At 63.6% G+C, this 15,730-nt stretch carries 13 protein-coding genes and 1 pseudogene; 9 read left to right on the top strand and 5 right to left on the bottom strand.

Annotated elements, in window-relative coordinates:
• Positions 1–223: 223 nt before the first annotated feature.
• Both P8T11_RS11870 and P8T11_RS11875 read right to left on the bottom strand, forming a co-directional pair.
• Positions 224–1,225, bottom strand: a complete 1,002-nt coding sequence (locus tag P8T11_RS11870; protein WP_050447725.1) for an ABC transporter substrate-binding protein — start codon at positions 1,223–1,225, stop codon at positions 224–226.
• Between the two features lie 510 nt (positions 1,226–1,735).
• Entirely contained in the window at positions 1,736–3,013 is a 1,278-nt protein-coding gene (locus tag P8T11_RS11875) for a class I SAM-dependent methyltransferase (RefSeq protein WP_268081756.1), read from the bottom strand.
• A gap of 207 nt (positions 3,014–3,220) precedes the next feature.
• Between P8T11_RS11875 and P8T11_RS11880 the strand changes: the two are divergent.
• From P8T11_RS11880 to P8T11_RS11905, 6 genes and pseudogenes are all read left to right on the top strand, one after another.
• Positions 3,221–4,374 (top strand): annotated as a pseudogene (locus P8T11_RS11880) (Bcr/CflA family multidrug efflux MFS transporter).
• 360 nt (positions 4,375–4,734) lie between these two features.
• On the top strand, positions 4,735–4,971 hold the full coding sequence (rpmB, locus tag P8T11_RS11885; protein ID WP_050447723.1) for a 50S ribosomal protein L28: 237 nt from the start codon (positions 4,735–4,737) through the stop codon (positions 4,969–4,971).
• A 37-nt stretch (positions 4,972–5,008) separates the two neighbouring features.
• Complete coding sequence (gene rpmG, locus P8T11_RS11890) at positions 5,009–5,176, top strand: 50S ribosomal protein L33 (protein ID WP_003810296.1); 168 nt, start codon at positions 5,009–5,011, stop codon at positions 5,174–5,176.
• Between the two features lie 151 nt (positions 5,177–5,327).
• The gene (locus P8T11_RS11895; RefSeq protein ID WP_268081755.1) at positions 5,328–6,557 is read left to right on the top strand and encodes an ABC transporter substrate-binding protein; all 1,230 of its coding nucleotides are present in this window, start codon (positions 5,328–5,330) and stop codon (positions 6,555–6,557) included.
• Positions 6,557–8,434, top strand: a complete 1,878-nt coding sequence (locus P8T11_RS11900; RefSeq protein ID WP_268081754.1) for an ABC transporter permease — start codon at positions 6,557–6,559, stop codon at positions 8,432–8,434. Before P8T11_RS11895 ends, P8T11_RS11900 begins: the two co-directional genes overlap by 1 nt.
• A complete protein-coding gene (locus tag P8T11_RS11905; protein ID WP_268081753.1) occupies positions 8,431–9,189 on the top strand; it encodes an ABC transporter ATP-binding protein in 759 nt (252 codons plus the stop codon). The genes P8T11_RS11900 and P8T11_RS11905 overlap by 4 nt, the downstream gene beginning before the upstream one ends.
• A gap of 22 nt (positions 9,190–9,211) precedes the next feature.
• On the opposite strand, the gene P8T11_RS11910 is transcribed toward P8T11_RS11905, so the two are convergent.
• The 3 genes from P8T11_RS11910 to P8T11_RS11920 all read right to left on the bottom strand — a co-directional run bounded on the left by P8T11_RS11910 (position 9,212) and on the right by P8T11_RS11920 (position 12,937).
• Complete coding sequence (locus P8T11_RS11910; protein ID WP_268081752.1) at positions 9,212–11,035, bottom strand: SulP family inorganic anion transporter; 1,824 nt, start codon at positions 11,033–11,035, stop codon at positions 9,212–9,214.
• Between the two features lie 117 nt (positions 11,036–11,152).
• Positions 11,153–11,701, bottom strand: a complete 549-nt coding sequence (locus P8T11_RS11915; protein ID WP_268081751.1) for a hemerythrin domain-containing protein — start codon at positions 11,699–11,701, stop codon at positions 11,153–11,155.
• A 75-nt stretch (positions 11,702–11,776) separates the two neighbouring features.
• Entirely contained in the window at positions 11,777–12,937 is a 1,161-nt protein-coding gene (locus P8T11_RS11920) for a D-alanyl-D-alanine carboxypeptidase family protein (RefSeq protein WP_268081750.1), read from the bottom strand.
• Between the two features lie 286 nt (positions 12,938–13,223).
• On the opposite strand from P8T11_RS11920, the gene P8T11_RS11925 reads away from it, so the two are divergent.
• The 3 genes from P8T11_RS11925 to P8T11_RS11935 all read left to right on the top strand — a co-directional run bounded on the left by P8T11_RS11925 (position 13,224) and on the right by P8T11_RS11935 (position 15,663).
• On the top strand, positions 13,224–13,682 hold the full coding sequence (locus P8T11_RS11925; protein ID WP_268081749.1) for an HU family DNA-binding protein: 459 nt from the start codon (positions 13,224–13,226) through the stop codon (positions 13,680–13,682).
• A gap of 145 nt (positions 13,683–13,827) precedes the next feature.
• Complete coding sequence (locus tag P8T11_RS11930; RefSeq protein WP_268081748.1) at positions 13,828–14,346, top strand: MarR family winged helix-turn-helix transcriptional regulator; 519 nt, start codon at positions 13,828–13,830, stop codon at positions 14,344–14,346.
• Positions 14,347–14,442: 96 nt separating this feature from the next.
• A complete protein-coding gene (locus P8T11_RS11935; protein WP_268081747.1) occupies positions 14,443–15,663 on the top strand; it encodes an MFS transporter in 1,221 nt (406 codons plus the stop codon).
• The last annotated feature ends 67 nt before the right edge of the window (positions 15,664–15,730 follow it).

Here is a 15,730-nt window from a genome sequence, read left to right on the forward strand (position 1 = left end):
CCTGCCAGCGGCCATCTCACGGGAAAAAACCCTAGGCGTGAAGCTGCCATGAGGCTTTTTCCCTTAAGGGCATTTTCTCTTCTCTTAAGGACTTTTACCTGAAGGACTTTCCCTGAAGGACCTTTCCTGAAGGACCTTTCTGTTCAGCGGCCCGGCCTGCCAGAACTAGCGGCAGACCGGGCCGGCCCGCGCCATGACAGCGCGAGGCCAACTCCTGAACCCGTTACAGCGCGCTTTGGACGCGGCTGGCAACGTCGGCGGGAACCCACTTGGTCCAGACGTCGGACTTGTTCTTCAGGAACCACTTGGCCACGGCGCTGGAATCATCGCCGGACTCTTCCATGTGGGCCAGCGTTTCATTGATGACCGGCAGCGGCACCGACACCTTGGACAGGAACGCGGTCAGCGTCGGCGCTTCTTCCGAGAACTTGGTGTTCACGGCGGTGAAGACGGGGTTGTCGGGGTAGGCGCTGGGCTGGGGGTTGGCGCACTTGGTCGACGTCAGGCACTTGTGCTTTTCGGCGTCGTAGGGCGGCATTTCCAGCTTGACCAGATCCATGGCGCCAACCAGCGGCGTGGGCGACCAGTAGTAGAAGACCACGTCCTGCTTACGCTTGTAGGCCGACATCAACGCGGCTTTCTGCGCGGCGCCGGTGCCAGGCGAATACAGCGTGTAGGTGTCGCCCAGCTTCAAGGCATGGAACAAGTTGTTGCTGGTGACTTCGCAACCCCAGCCCGCCGGGCAGCCATAGAAACGGCCCTTGTTGGGTTCTTCGGGGTCTTTGAACTTGTCCTTGAACTTCGGCAGGTCGGCTGCCGACTTCAGCTCGGGCAGGCGTTCCGCCGTGTAGCGGGGGATGTACCAGCCTTCGGCGCCCATGTAGAGGTCGCCAATGCGCTTGACCTTACCGGTCTTTTGCGCGCGATCCCAGGGGTCGGCCACACTGTTGAGCCAGATCTCGGTATTGATATCCAGGTCACCGCGCTCAAGCGCGGCCAGGGCGGGCAAGGTTTCCGTCGGCAGGGTTTCGGTCTTGCAACCGTAGCCCTTTTCCATGATGAAACGTTCGACATCAACCAGAACCAGGTTGGATTCCCAGTTCATGGCGCCGAAATTGACCGGGCGCTTGATTTCGCATTCAGGAGCGTCGGCGGCTTGGGCCGCACCAGCAAATGCAAACAGGACGGCCGCGGCGGCCAGGGTCTTGACAGGGGTAAAACGCATTGGCTTTTTGCCTCCATAGGTTCAAGGACACACGCCAGGGCTGACCTGGAAGTGCCGTGGAGCTAAGGGGGTTGTGCGGAAGACGGGCAGAACCGCCAATACAAACCGACACTAGCGACAAGAGGAACCGCAAAGGCGCGGTGTCTTGCAAGACAGGAGTTTCAAAAAAGTGATTCTTGAAAACCCACAGAAATTGAACAAACTGAACGAAGAAGGCAGCATCTTAAACGAAATTGCCGCGCCACCCAACCCCAAGGCGGAATAAAACCGATACATTTGGCCTGAAAAACCTCGGGGATTACCCTGAAACATTCGAATGGAACAGGCGAATTCCCCTAGGGAGAATTGGTTTCAAATAGAGGATTCATTTAGTAAATATTTTTATCGTATTAGTACATTCAGGTCGTTTAGAGACAGTCCGAAAGCAGGAAACCACCGAATCGGCGGCAGATTATCTGTTATTTATTCAGCTTATATTCAGATACTGTTCAGCAATAATTCAGCAAGGCATCAACTACGGCTGCCCCGCGAGCCTTCCGCATATATGTAATCCCGCCGCCAGGGATAAGACAGATCGGGCGGATTATCCAGTTCGTCGCCCCGCCCCACGGCAGGCGTCTGGCCCAGAATCTGATGCAAGGCAATCCAGCCGTGCTCAAACGCCATGGCGCAGCCCGCCAGGTACAGGCGATAGGCGCGCAAAGACCGCGCGCCTTGCTCGCCGCTCAACACTTGCGCCGCTTCGGGCAAACGAGCTTCCAGCGCATCGCTCCATGCCCACAGCGTGCGCGCGTAATGCGGCCGCAGGTTTTCAACGTCCACCTCTTCCAGCCCGCCGTTGGTCATGGCTTGCATCACCACGCTGATATGCGTCAATTCGCCGCCGGGAAAGATGTACTTTTCGATGAATTCGCCCATGCCATTGCCCAGCTCGGGGTTGTAGACGCCCGCCGCCGTGATGCCATGGTTCATGATCAGCCCGCCCGGTCTGAGCAGGCGGCGCAGCTTGGCGAAGTAGCCTTCCAATTGCGCCCGGCCCACGTGCTCGAACATGCCCACTGATGCGATCTTGTCGTAGGGCGTGGACTCGTCGAGCTTGCGGTAATCCAGCAATTCCATGCGGACCCGGCCGGCCAGGCCTTTTTCCTGAATCAACTTCGTCACATGTGCGTGCTGGTTGCGCGACAGCGTGATGCCGGTGGCATCCACGCCATAGTGCTCGGCGGCCCAAAGCAGCAGGCCGCCCCAGCCCGCGCCCACATCCAGAAAGCGGTCGCCTTCGCGCAGGCGCAGCTTGCGGCAAATGAGGTCGAGCTTGGCTTCCTGGGCTTGTGCCAGCGTCATGTCCGGCGTGCGGAAATACGCGCAGGAATAGACGCGGCGCGGGTCCAGCCACAGCGCGTAGAAGTCATCGGACAGGTCGTAATGGAATTCGATCTGCTTGGCGTCCCGCTCGATGGAATGACGCCACACCGACATCACGCGGCGTACCAGTTCGGTCAGCCATCCGCCCCGCGCCGCCTCCACCGGGGAGCCTGGCAACAGCGCCGACGCCGCAGCCATTACGTCGCGCATATTGCCTTCGATATCGATGCGCCCCTCCACGTAGTCCTGCCCCAGCACGCCCACGGCGCCTTCGGCCAGATGGACAAGCGCGGCCTTGTCGTGCGTCACGAAGCGCACGCGCGGATCAGGCGGCCCCAGCACCGCACCGTCAGGCAGCACCAGTTGGACGGGCACAGGCAAAGCGCCAAGTTTGCGTTCCACGACAGACAACAAAGGATTCACAGCTTCTCCTCTGAACATGAGCGGGTCGTTCGCGACTTTATCGGATAATTTCCGTCACTTCGCTGTAAGGCGGCCCGTGATACAGTCGCTGGCTTGGCGCACGGCTGGCGGGTAACCGCCGGCGCGCCCTGTCCCCTGCGTTTTACCGCGATCACCATGTCCCCATCATCTGTTTCCCGTGGCGGCCTGCCCGGCTGGCTCATCCTCATGGGCGCGCTGACTGCGATCGGCCCGTTTGCCATCGATATGTATCTGCCCGCCTTCCCGACCATCGCGGCGAATCTGGGCGTGCCCCGAGGCGATGTCGAACGCACCTTGGCCGCCTACCTGATCGGGCTGGCGCTGGCGCAGGTGTTCTACGGGCCGATGGCCGACCGTTTTGGCCGCAAGCCGCCGCTGATGGTGGGCCTGGCGCTTTTCATGGTGGCGTCGCTGGGCTGCGCGTTGTCCAGTTCCGTCGAAGCGCTGACCGGCTGGCGCGTGGTGCAGGCCATGGGCGGCGCGGCGGGCATCGTGATCCCGCGCGCGGTCATCCGCGACCACTACGAAACCCACGAGGCGGCGCGCGCCATGTCGCTGCTGATGCTGATCATGGGCCTGGCCCCGATCCTGGCGCCGTTGGCGGGCGGACAATTGCTGGCCATTGCCTCGTGGCGCAGCCTGTTCTGGATCATGCTTGTCGGCGGCGCCATGCTGATGGTGGCCGTAGCCAAGATCATGAAGGAATCCCTGGCGCCCGAGCGCGTCGTGCCGCTGCGCTGGAGCACCATCCTGCGCAACTACCGCGACCTGTTCGCGCATCGCGGCTTCATGGCGCACAGCCTGGCGGGCGGATTCGGCCAGGCCGGCATGTTCGCCTACATCATTGGTTCGCCACGCGTATTCATCGAACTTTATGGCGTGCCGCCGCAGTATTACGGCCTGCTGTTCGGCACCAACGCGCTGTCGCTCATCATCTGCTCGCAAATCAGCGCCCGCCTGTTGCGCACCTATACCCCCGCCAGTTGCAGCACAAGGCGCTGATTTCGCTGGCCACGGCCAGCCTGGTGGCGGTGGCCCTGACATTGTCCGGTTGGATGACGCTGCCTCTCTTGATGGTGTGCTTGATCGGCTACATGGGCAGCCAGGGCTTCGTGAATCCGAATTCGGCGGCACTGGCGCTATCGGAGCAGGGCAAGCGCCTGGGGGCGGCGTCGGCATTATTGGGGACGCTGCAATTATCCTGCGGCGCGCTGGCCGGATTCGCCGTCAGCGCCTGGCAAACGGATAGCGCCCTGCCCCTGACCACAACGCTGGCGGCCTGCGCCTGTCTGTCCTGGGTTTCTGGGCGTGTCGCGCAAACGCACACCGCGCAAGCTTGACCGCTTGATCTGCCAGCAATTTTCGTATTAGAATCTCGGTCTTCACATGAAGTTTCCCGTGCGGGACTACTATGCTTTGTAGTTCAGCACTCTGACCCCAACCGCGCATTTCGGTATTTTGGTGCATGCCTTGGTAGATACCTCGGTAGACCTCAGTACAAGGCGGATGGCAGGCAGCGGGTATAAGCACGGGGCAGGTTTCACTTGCCCCTCATCCACTAAGACTGGGTGGCCGGCAACGTAGCGCAATACAACGCGCACCAAATGCGCATCACATGCGCACTACACAGCCCGGCGGCTAAAACCCTGTCTACCTCCCCCAAGCGATGCGCGACAAGAACGACATAAAGAGGTGCATCCATGGCACGCGTATGCCAAGTGACCGGCAAAGGCCCGATGGTGGGCAACAATGTTTCGCACGCGAACAACAAGACCAAGCGTCGCTTCCTGCCGAACCTGCAATCGCGCCGGTTCTGGGTTGAAAGCGAAAACCGCTGGGTTCGCCTGCGTGTTTCGGCTAAGGCCATCCGCACGATCGACAAGAATGGCATTGAAGCCGTGTTGGCCGAAATGCGTGCCCGCGGCGAAATGGCCTAATCGGCCTCCCCGCCAATCTACATACTAGGAGCACGACATGGCCAAAGGTATCCGCGAAAAGATCAAGCTCGAGTCGACTGCCGGCACGGGTCATTTCTACACGACCACCAAGAACAAGCGCAACATGCCCGAGAAGATGCTGATCAAGAAATTTGATCCGGTCGCTCGCAAGCACGTTGACTACAAGGAAACCAAGCTGAAGTAATTCAGCCGGTTTCTGGTGAGTCGAAAAAGGCCCTGCCGCAACGCAGGGCCTTTTTCATTGCAGGATCATAAAAGAGCATGTTTCAATTGGCCGCTACCGGCTGCGCCGCGCGCCTGGCCCCGCTTGAAACCCCTACGCCTGCGATACCGCCATGCTCCCCTCCTGCCTTACTTTGCTGCGCCGCGCACTTGCGCCCGCACTCCTGGCCCTGGCGCTGACGCCCGTCGGCGTTGCCGTCGCCAAGGACAAGCAACCGCCGATACGCATTGGCGAAATCAACAGCTACAAGGCCATTCCCGCCTTCCTGGGCCCCTATAAGAAGGGCTGGCAGTTGGCGGTGGAACAGGTCAATGCCGAAGGCGGCGTGCTGGGCAGGAAGCTGGAAGTCATTTCGCGCGACGACAACGGCAACCCGGGCGATTCGGTGCGCGCCGCGCAAGAGCTGATTGCCCGCGAAAAAGTGGAACTGCTGTTCGGCGGTTTCCTCTCCAACACCGGCCTGGCGCTGACCGACTTCGCCAAGCAGCAAAAAGTGTTCTTCCTGGCCGCCGAGCCGCTCACCGACAAGATCACCTGGCAAGAGGGCAACCGGTACACCTACCGCCTGCGCCCCTCCACCTGGATGCACGTGGCGGCATTGGCACCCAAGGCGCTGGCCTTGCGCAAGAAGCGCTGGGCCATCGTCTACCCCAATTACGAATATGGGCAATCCGCCGTGGCCACCTTCAAGGCCATGATGAAGTCATTCCAGTCCGATGTGGAATTCGTGGCCGAGCAGGCCGTGCCGCTGGGCAAGGTGGACGCCGGCGCGGTGGTGCAGGCCTTGGCCGACGCCAAGCCCGACGCCATTTTCAACGTGCTGTTCGCCGCCGACCTGACCCGATTTGTCCGCGAAGGCAATACCCGTGGCCTGTTCGAGAACATGCCCGTCGTGTCCGTGCTGTCGGGCGAACCGGAATACCTGGAACCGCTCGGCGCCGACACCCCTACCGGCTGGATCGTGACCGGCTACCCCTGGTATGCCATCGACACGCCCGCCAACACTACCTTCGTCGAGGCCTACAAGAAGCGCTACAACGAAACGCCCAAAGTGGGATCGGTGGTGGGCTATGCATCGTTGATGTCCATCGCGCAGGGCCTGAAGGCCGCAGGCGCCGTGGACACCGAGAAGCTGGTGGACGCCTTTGCCGGCCTGAAGGTGGACACGCCCTACGGCCCGATCCAATACCGCAAGATCGACCATCAATCGACGATGGGCGTGTACGTGGGCGTAACGGCCCTGGAAGACGGCAAGGGCATCATGAAAGACTTCGCTTATATCGACGGCGCCCGCCTGCAGCCGCCCGATGAGCAAGTGCGCAAGATGCGTCCCGCGCACTGATGAGCCTGTCGGGGCTGCTGTCGCAGCTGCTTAACGGCCTGGCGGACGCCAGCGCCTTGTTCCTGGTGTCCGCGGGCCTGTCGCTGATATTCGGCGTGACCCGCGTGGTGAATTTCGCCCACGGCTCGTTCTACATGCTGGGCGTCTACCTGGCCTGGACGTTTACCACCTGGTTCGGCGATGGCCCCGCGTACTGGGCGGGCCTGTTGCTGGCCGCGCTGGTGACCGGCCTGATCGGCGCCGCGGCCGAATGGCTGGTGCTCAAGCGCCTGTACCGGGCGCCCGAGCTGTTCCAATTGCTGGCCACCTTTGCGCTCGTGCTGATCATCGGCGACGCGGCGCTGGCCATCTGGGGACCCGAGGATTTATTCGCCGCGCGCGCGCCCGGCCTGTCCGGCGCGGTCCAGATCCTGGGCCGCCGCTTTCCGCAGTACGACCTGCTGCTGATCGCCGCCGGGCCCATCGTGTTGGGCCTGTTGTGGCTGCTCTTGATGCGCACGCGCTGGGGCCGCCTGCTGCGCGCCGCCGCGGAAAACCGCAGCATGCTGGCCGCGCTGGGCGTGAACCAGGCCTGGCTGTTCACCTCCGCTTTTACCTTGGGTGCCTTCCTGGCCGGGCTGGGCGGCGCGCTAGCCGCCCCCCGTGTCCCCGCAACCTTGGGGCTGGACCTGGAAATCATCGCCAGCGCGTTTGTGGTGGTGGTGGTGGGCGGCCTGGGGTCCATCCCCGGCGCCTTCCTGGCGGCGCTGCTGATCTGCTGCGTCAAAGCCGTGTTCGTCTTCCTGGGGCAAGTGCATATTGGCCCCTGGGTGTTCAACCTGTCGAAACTGACCCTGCTGGCCGAGTTTGCCGTGATGGCGATCGTGTTGGTGGTGCGCCCCTGGGGCTTGCTGGGCAAGCCGCCGGCCCCAAGCTCCCACGTCAGCGCACCTGAACGCCCCATCGCGCCCGCCGGCCGTCGCCTGCGGCTGGCCTATGGCCTGCTGCTGCTTCTGCTGGCGCTGGTGCCCGTTGCAACGTTGCAGTGGCCGTATCTGGGCATCTTGATGACCGAGATACTCATTGCCGCCCTGTTCGCGGCCAGCCTGCACTTTCTGACGGGTTTGGCGGGCATGACCTCTTTTGGCCACGCCGCGTGGTTTGGCCTGGGCGCATACGGCGCGGCGCTGCTGCTCAAGCTGGTGGCAGTTCCCATGGAAGCCGCCCTGTTGCTAGGCCCCTTTGCCGCCGCAATCGGCGCGCTGCTGTTCGGCTGGTTCTGCGTGCGCCTGTCCGGCGTGTACCTGGCCATGCTGACGCTGGCCGTTGCGCAAATTCTCTGGGCGCTTGCTTACCAATGGGATGACGTCACGGGCGGCAGCAATGGCCTGATCGGGCTGTGGCCCTCGCCGTGGCTGACGCAAGGCCCCTGGTTCTACTACCTGACGCTGGCCGTGTGCGCGGCCGGCATCCTCTGGCTGCGCCGCCTGGCGTTTTCCCCGCTGGGTTATGCGTTGCGCGGCGTACGCGATTCGCCCTTGCGCGCCGAGGCGCTGGGCATGGACACGCGGCGCGTGCAGTGGGCGGGCTTTGTCGCGGCCTCCTTCGCCGCGGGCATGGCCGGTTCGCTCTATGCGTTTTCCAAAGGCAGCATCGCCCCCGACGTGATGGCGGTAAGCCGCTCGGTGGACGGGCTGGTGATGGTCTTGCTGGGTGGTTTACAGACGCTGGCGGGGCCGCTGGTGGGCGCGGCCGCCTACACCTGGCTGCAAGACGCCGCCGCGCGCAGCACCGAGTACTGGCACGCCGTGCTGGGCCTGGCCATCCTGGCGCTGGTCATGGTCTTTCCGGACGGCTTGGCGGGCGCCGCCGCGCGGCTCCGCGGGAGGCGCGCATGACGACTACCGGCGCCCTGCTGCAAGTGGAAGGCTTGCGCAAATCCTTTGGCGGGATCGACGCGCTGGCCGGCGTGTCCTTCACGCTTGAGGCGGGGCGGATGCTGGCCTTGATCGGCCCGAACGGCGCGGGTAAATCCACCTGCTTCAACGTGCTGGGCGGCCAACTACGGCCGGATGCCGGCTCCGTGCGGCTGGATGGGCGCGAACTGGTGGGCCTGTCGGCCGGCAAGATCTGCCGGCTGGGTGTGGGCCGCACCTTTCAGACCGCCGCCACGTTCCGGTCGATGACGGTGCGCGAAAACGTGCAGACCGCACTACTGGCGCGCGACCGCCTGCTGTTTCGCCCCTGGCGCCGCGCCGACCGGCATGCGGCCGACGAAGCCATGGCCTTGTTGTCGCAAGTGCACATGGCGGACAAGGCCGAGTCGCCCTGTGGCACATTGGCTTATGGCGATGTCAAGCGGGTTGAGCTTGCCATGGCGTTGGCGCACCAGCCGCGCCTGCTGTTGATGGACGAGCCCACGGCCGGCATGGCCACCAACGAACGGCACGCGCTGATGCGGCTGACGCGTCAACTGGCCGACACTCAGCGCATTGCCGTGCTGTTCACGGAACACAGCCTGGACGTGGTGTTCAAGCACGCCGACCACATCGCGGTACTGGTGCGCGGCGCGCTGCTGGCCGAAGGCGCCCCCGCCATCATCGCGGCGGACGAACGGGTGCGCGCGGCCTACCTGGGCACCGAGGCGCCCTGAAGCCCCGCGCGGCAATGCGGCTTCAAGCCGCGCTTTGCCCCGTCCGGCCTGAGCCGTGCAGATCAACCTGGTTCTGGGGATTGGGCGGCGGGCATTCCCAGAAGATCCTGGCCTGGCAGCCGGCGCAGATGTCAGGGTCCAGCCGGGCGTAGATCGAGCGCAGCGCCGTTGCCTTATCGGGGTAGATATGGTCGGCGCCCAGCCGATCCAGAAAGCCCGTACGCCGCCACATGTCCAGCACTTCAGGCCGGGGACGGTGGAAATACAGGTCGCCCCCCATCGCGCGCCGCGCGGCCAGTTCGTCTTCCCAGACCTGAGCACCGGCAAGGTCAATGAAGTTCATGCTCTTGGCCATTACCAGCAGGTGGCGGGGCGCGTTCGGCACGGCGCGCAGCTCATGCAGGCGCTGCGCCACATGGGCCGCCGCGCCGAAGTAGATAGACCCTTCCATGCGCAACAGCTTCAGTTGCGGGCATTCAGGCAAGGCGTCGGGCTGGTGCTCAAGCACCACGAAACGCCGGTCCGGTGCGCGCGAATCAAAGCCCATCGTGCGCATCGCCGGGCGTGATGTGCGATGCAGATACGCCATCAGCGACAGCACAGTGCCCAGCAGAATCGCCACTTCCATGCGGATGGTGACAGTGGCGGCCAGCGTGGCAGCGGCAATCGCGCATTCGCCGCGCTGCATGCGAATCAATTGCCGCCAGCGCGGAATATCCAGCAACGTCCATGCCACCAACAACAGCAGCCCGGAAATGGCGGCATTCGGAATCATGGCCAGCAAAGGGGCCGACAAGGCCACCAGCACCACCAGCAGCACGGCGGAAAAAACCGCCGCCAGCGGCGTCCTGGCACCCGCTTCGAAATTGGGAATCGACCGATTCAACGACCCGCAAGACAAGTAGCAGGAAAAGAAGCCGCCCACGATGTTCGACAGCCCCTGCCCCACGAATTCCCGGTTGGCGTCGATGCGCTGGCCCGACCGGGTGGCCACCGCCTTGGCGATGGAAATGGATTGCGCCAAGGCCACGATGGTCAGCGCGAACGCCAGGCTGAGCAAATCGGGCAAGGCGCGCCAATCCACGCTGGGCACATGGAACGGCGGCCACGGCTGCGCGATGGCGCCCACCACCGACACTGGCTCCCCGCCGTGCGAGGCGACCCATGCATTGAATGCGACGGCCGCCAGCGCACCGGCCACCAGACCAAACAGCATGTAGGGTTTGCGCTTATCCAACCGGCGCGCAAGCAAGGCCACGCCCAGGGTAACAAGCGTCACCATCACCGCGCCCGGATGTATCTGGTCCAGATGCGTGCCCACGCTGACCAGCAACGCGCCGGCGCCGTGCGAGTCCGGCGACGGCACGCCCAGCCCGTCCTTCAAGGCATGCACCGCGATCAGGATAGCGGCGCCGCTGGTAAAGCCGAACAGGGCAGATGGCGAAATGAAGTGCGCCAGCGACCCCAGGCGCAGCGCGCCCACCAGCCACTGCATGAGTCCGACCAGCACGGTGACCGCCAGCGCCAGTTCGATGTAGCCAGGGCTGCCGGCAACGGCCAGCGGTGTCAGCACCGCGAACAAGGCCAGTGAATTCGCATTGGTCGGACCCGACATCACATGGCGGCTGGACCCGAACAGCGCCGCGACAATACAGGGAATGATCGCGGAATACAGGCCGTATTCGGCGGGCAGCCCGGCCAGCGTGGCAAAGGCCACGCCCTGCGGCAACACCAGCAAAGCCCCTAACAGGCCCGCGGACAAATCAGCACGCAGGGTCACGCGGCTGACGTCTTCCACCCATGAACCGAATAGGCGGGTCGCCAGTTTGCTTGCCCCTTGCGTCATCTTGTCGCCTGCTCCATCTTGTTGCCCGCGCCGTGTCGTCGTCGGCTTGATGTGTGGAAAGCCGTCTAGCGTAATCCCTCGCGGTGTCACGCGCAACGCAAGCGGGGTGGGGACGGCTCAGGGCGCCCCGCCGCCGCGCCGCGCGCGCATGGCGCTCCCCATGGCGATCAGCGCCTCATCGGGCACCAGGCGCGCCGCCATCGGCAAGAGCTCGTCTTCTTCGCGCTGGATGTGGGCGGCATAGGCCTGCGTGAATTGCTGGACCTGTTCGGCGGGCAAGACCGCCGGCCTGCCGGCAGCCACCTCGGCCAGCGCCATGCGCAACGGCGCCCACAAGCGTTCCAAGCGGCGATGATCGTCCATCAGCCCTTGCACCAGCGCGTGCAGACAGCAGGCATCCGAGCCCGCCATGGATTCAATCAAGGCGGGAAACAGGTCTTGTTCTTCATCCTCGTGATGGTGCGCGGCGGCGGTATCGAAATAACGCGACACGCTGGCGGCGGCCGTTTGCGCGGCATCGTCGCTGCCGTGCAGGCAAAGATGCGCGGCCAGTCGCGTCAGCGTGGCGCACTGGCGCGCGATACGTCCGTGGCAAGCCGACAGCAGCGCCAGCGGGTCATCCGCGCTCGGCGCAGGCGCCGGACCACCAGGAAAGCTCACCACCATCGCCTATCTCCGCGCAAGCACGCCCGCATGACAGGCGCGCCCCATCACAAGCGCACCCGATACCAAGCGCGCCCCTTAACCAGAATGGCCACGCCACCACAATCGGACCGAGTCCCAGGCGCGCCCCGCGAATCCCGCCTCGGCCACGGGTTCCAGCGCCACCACCGGAAACTGCATCGCCGGCTTGCCATCCACCATTACGCGCAAGGCCCCCACCGTTTGCTGGGCCGCGATGGGCGCCACCAGCGGCTGCTGCGGTGTCCACACGGGTTCGACCTTGGCGCCAGCCGGCACGGTCACATAGGCATCCCGCGCGAAGCCCGCCTTCAAGCTGTCGCTTGCGCCTTTCCAGACTTCGGGCGACGCCACCGCCTGGCCACGCGCGTACAGCTTGATGGTATTGAAACCCTGGAAACCCCACTCCAGCAACTGCCGGCTTTCCTGCGTGCGCAGCTTGTCGGACGCCGTGCCCACCACCACCGTGATCAAGCGCCGCTGATCGGCGCCATTGGGACGGCGCGCGCTGGCGATGATGCAATAGCCGGCGGAATCGGTATGCCCCGTCTTCAGGCCGTCCACGCTGGGGTCCAGCCACAGCAGGCGGTTGCGGTTGGGCTGTGTGATCTTGTTGAACGTGAACTGCTTGGCCGAATCGTAGGTCTTGTACAGCTGCGGGAAATCGCGGATGAAGCGCGTCGCCAGGATGGACAGGTCGCTGGCCGTGGAATAGGTACCCGGATCGGGCAGGCCATGCGGGCTGGCAAAGTGCGTGGCGTGCAGGCCCAGCCTTGCCGCCGTGTCGTTCATGCGCGCCACGAAGGCTTCGACGCTGCCGGACACGGCTTCGGCCAACGCAATGGCCGCATCGTTGCCGGACTGGATCATCAAGCCGCGCAGCAGGTCATCCACCGTCACTTTCGAGCCGGGTTCCAGGAACATCTTCGAGCTGCCCGCGGGCACTTTCCAGGCCCGCGTCGAAATAAGCACCGTTTGCTCCGGCGTCAATTCCTTCTTGTTCAATGCCTCGAACACGACGTAGGCCGTCATGATCTTGGTCAGCGATGCCGGTTCAATCCGGGTTGTGGCCGCGTGCGACGCGATTACTTGTCCGCTGGTCTCGTCCAGCAACAGCCAGGCCTTGGCAGACAACACCGGTTCGGGCATCGATTGCGCCATCGCGCTGGACAGGCATGCGGTCGCGACGAGCAAGCTCGCCGCCAGTTTCTTCATCAGCATATGGGTACGTTGAATCCATGCATTTGGTTTTTCGCACGCAATTGGAACACGGCGGGCGCCATTGGTTCAGCGCCGCGCCGCGCCGCAAAAAAAGGGCTTTCTGACGCGGCATTTCCGGCAGAACCCTTGCAGCAAGCACTTTTCTGCGTCGAAAACAACAAACAGTGGCTTAAATCCCGTTGGAAAGCCGCTGGAACGGCGCGTCTTCCGCTATCATCGGGCGCGTAGCGTTAATTGCCGATACCCGGCGCGCGCTGCCCCATGTCCTCAACTACGGATTTTGACCATGGCCACGAAAGCAAAAGCTCCTGCCAAGAAAGTCACCAAGACCGCCGTCAAGGCGCCCGCAAAGAAGGCAACCGCCGCCAAAACCGCTGTGAAGCCCGCAGCAAAGAAGGCCGTCGCCGCCAAGAAGGTCGCTGCTGCACCCAAGGCCATCAAGGCTGCCTTGAACAAGACCCAACTGGTTGCCTACATCGTTGAGCAATCCGGCGTTGAAGCCAAGGCCGTCAAGGCCGTTCTGGCCAGCCTGGAAACCTCGGTGCTGGGTTCCGTGGACAAGAAGGGCGTCGGCGAATTCACGCTGCCCGGCCTGTTCAAGGTTGCCGTGCAGAAGGTTCCCGCCAAGGCCAAGCGCTTCGGCAAGGACCCGTTCACTGGCGTTGAGCGCTGGTTCCCCGCCAAGCCGGCTTCGGTGAAGGTGAAGGTTCGCCCGCTCAAGAAGCTGAAGGACGCCGCGCAGTAATTCGCGCGACCATCCGGTCAAGCCGGAAAGGCCCGCCTCGAAAGAGGCGGGCCTTTCTTTTTTTGCCGGCCATTTTGCGTGGTTCCCAATCGGCGGTTAGAATTTATCTTAATGTTAAGAAACTTCATATCAAAGTATTACTGCCATGCCTACGTCTGACCTTGTCGATCTGGTGATCTCGCAATGGAGCACGGAATGTCCCACGCAGGACTTTGCCGCCATGGCGGTGATCACCCGCGTGTTCCGCTTGAACGCCTTCGCCACCCGCAACGTGAATCGCAGCTTTCGCCGCCACAACCTGCACCAGGGCGAATTCGATGTGCTGGCCACGCTTTACCGCACCGGCGCGCCGCACGCCATGAATCCGCAGAAGCTGGTTGACGCCCTGCTGCTGACCTCGGGCGCCATGACCAATCGGCTGGACCGCCTGGAGCAAGCCGGCTTGCTGGTGCGCAACCCCAATCCGGACGATCGCCGCGGCATCATCGTGTCGCTCACCGCGGAAGGCCTGCGGGTGATCAAGCTGGTGCTGAAGGATTACTTGAAGGACCTGGGCGAACTGCTCGATCCACTATCCGCCACGGAACGCAAGCAACTGGCCGGGCTGTTGAAAAAGCTGTTGCTCAAACATGATCAGGAAACGCCGGGAGGAATCGGCGCCTGACACGCAACACCCATTCGGCCGATTTATTTGCGCCGCCTGACTTACCCGCCTGACTTACCCGCCAGACTCTTACCCGCCTGACTCGCCTTACCCCTTATGACTTCCGCTTCCGCCCCCACCCCGATACCGGTACTGACCGCGCCAATCATCCTGTTGATGTCCGTGGCTACCGGCCTGGCCGTCGCCAGCAACTACTACGCGCAACCTCTGTTGCACACGATCGGCCAGCAATTCGCGCTGTCCAACGCGGCGGCCGGCGCCATCGTCACCACCGCTCAACTCAGCTATGCGCTGGGGCTGATGCTGCTGGTGCCACTGGGCGACCTGTTCGAACGCCGCGGCCTGATCGTGCTGATGACACTATTGTCCGCGGGCGGGCTGCTGATTTCGTCCTTTGCCGACAACATCATTGTGCTGCTGGTGGGCACCGCGCTGACGGGCCTGCTGTCCGTCGTCGCCCAGATCCTGGTGCCCTTCGCCGCGACCCTGGCCGCGCCGCATGAGCGAGGCAAGGCCGTGGGCACCGTCATGAGCGGTCTGTTGCTGGGTATTTTGCTGGCCCGCACCGTTGCCGGCGCGCTGGCCGACTTGGGCAGTTGGCGCACGGTTTACTGGGTGGCCGCCATCCTGATGCTGATCATGTCCGCCGTTCTTTGGCGCGTGCTGCCCCGCTATCAGAGCCCGACGTCGATGAGCTACCCCCGCCTGCTGGGTTCAATCCTGCGCATGTTCGTCGAAGAGCCGCTGTTTCGCGCCCGATCGCTGCTGGGCTTCCTGTTGTTCGCCGCGTTCAGCATGCTGTGGACGCCGCTGACCTTCCTGCTAGCCAGCCCCCCTTACGAGTTCAGCAATACCACCATCGGCCTGTTCGGGTTGGCGGGAGCGGCGGGCGCCTATGCCGCCAACCGGTTTGGCCGACTGGCCGACCAGGGCCTGGGCAACCTGGCTACCCGCGTCGGGCTGCTGTTGTTGCTGGGTTCGTGGGGCCTGTTGGCGTTTGGCCAGATGTCGATGCTCGCGCTGCTGGCAGGCATCGTGGTGCAGGACCTGGCAATCCAGGGCGTCCATGTCACCAATAGCAGTTCGCTGTATCGCCTGCGCCCCGAAGCCCGCAGCCGCCTGACCGCCGGCTACATGACCAGCTACTTCCTCGGCGGCGCCTCCGGTTCACTGGTATCGTCCTGGCTTTACGCCCATTTCGGCTGGCCCGGCGTGGTCATCGCGGGCGCTGTTCTGGGCGTGGTTACATTGGCCTATGGCACCTTGGCGCCAAGTGCGCGCATCCCCGAAACAGCCCCGGCGCCTCGTCGCGTCTAGCACCTCCTATAATCAGGGGTTTTGACCGCCACCGCGTCAGGCCGCCCCCGCGTCCACGCGACGGGGC

It is taken from the genome of Achromobacter spanius, assembly GCF_029637605.1.
Taxonomy (GTDB): domain Bacteria; phylum Pseudomonadota; class Gammaproteobacteria; order Burkholderiales; family Burkholderiaceae_B; genus Achromobacter; species Achromobacter spanius_E.